The organism is Paralimibaculum aggregatum (assembly GCF_030270585.1).
Lineage (GTDB): Bacteria > Pseudomonadota > Alphaproteobacteria > Rhodobacterales > Rhodobacteraceae > Thermohalobaculum > Thermohalobaculum aggregatum.
Window position 1 is genome coordinate 1 of sequence record NZ_BSYI01000130.1, and the last position, 635, is coordinate 635.

Here is a 635-nt window from a genome sequence, read left to right on the forward strand (position 1 = left end):
CGACCTCGCGCCGACGGAGAATGCGTTCGATAGACATGACTGATCCTCGTTTGTTCTAGTAAGGATCAGATAGCGCCCATGCCCTCCATCATGCACGCAGAACCAAGTCTGGGAACTCCGTGCAATTCATGACCGAAGCCAGCCTTTCACCGTGCTTTCGCCCACCGAGAGCATTTCTTTGTATTCTGCCACAAGTGCGTCGTATTTCTCGCCTTTTTTTCTGCGGTGCTTGAAGTCTTCGCGCAGTTTTTCAATGAACCACGCTGGCACCTTCTCGTTATTATCGAAAAAATTCTGGGCGATAAACTCCAGCGTGATGAAAGAATACCCCGCCAGCCCCCATGGGGCGTTGGGATAGATTCGTGGCACGGCACCCTTGAAGAACTCGAGCTGGACCTCGCCAAACCCATAGGGGGTGCGCCGGCCCTTGCGAGCTGGCAGCTCCCCTTCGAGATGCCGCGCCAGAAGCTTGGCGAAATCAGGCGGCAGCTCCACAGGACAACCCAATAGCTCGCACGCCCGTTCATAATTGCGAAGAACCTTGCCGGCATTCTCCGCATCGAACCAGCCTTGCGTATTGAAGTGGTTCACGATGCCATGAAATCCCTTCGTCATCACCTCGTGCACTAGAAAAT

Annotated in this window: 1 protein-coding gene; it reads right to left on the minus strand. The window is 54.3% G+C overall.

Annotated features, from left to right (window positions below; translation table 11 throughout):
* Positions 1 to 126: 126 nt before the first annotated feature.
* Positions 127 to 635 (minus strand): hypothetical protein (locus QSJ97_RS24620; RefSeq protein WP_285675147.1); only part of this gene is annotated, 509 nt, incomplete at its 5' end.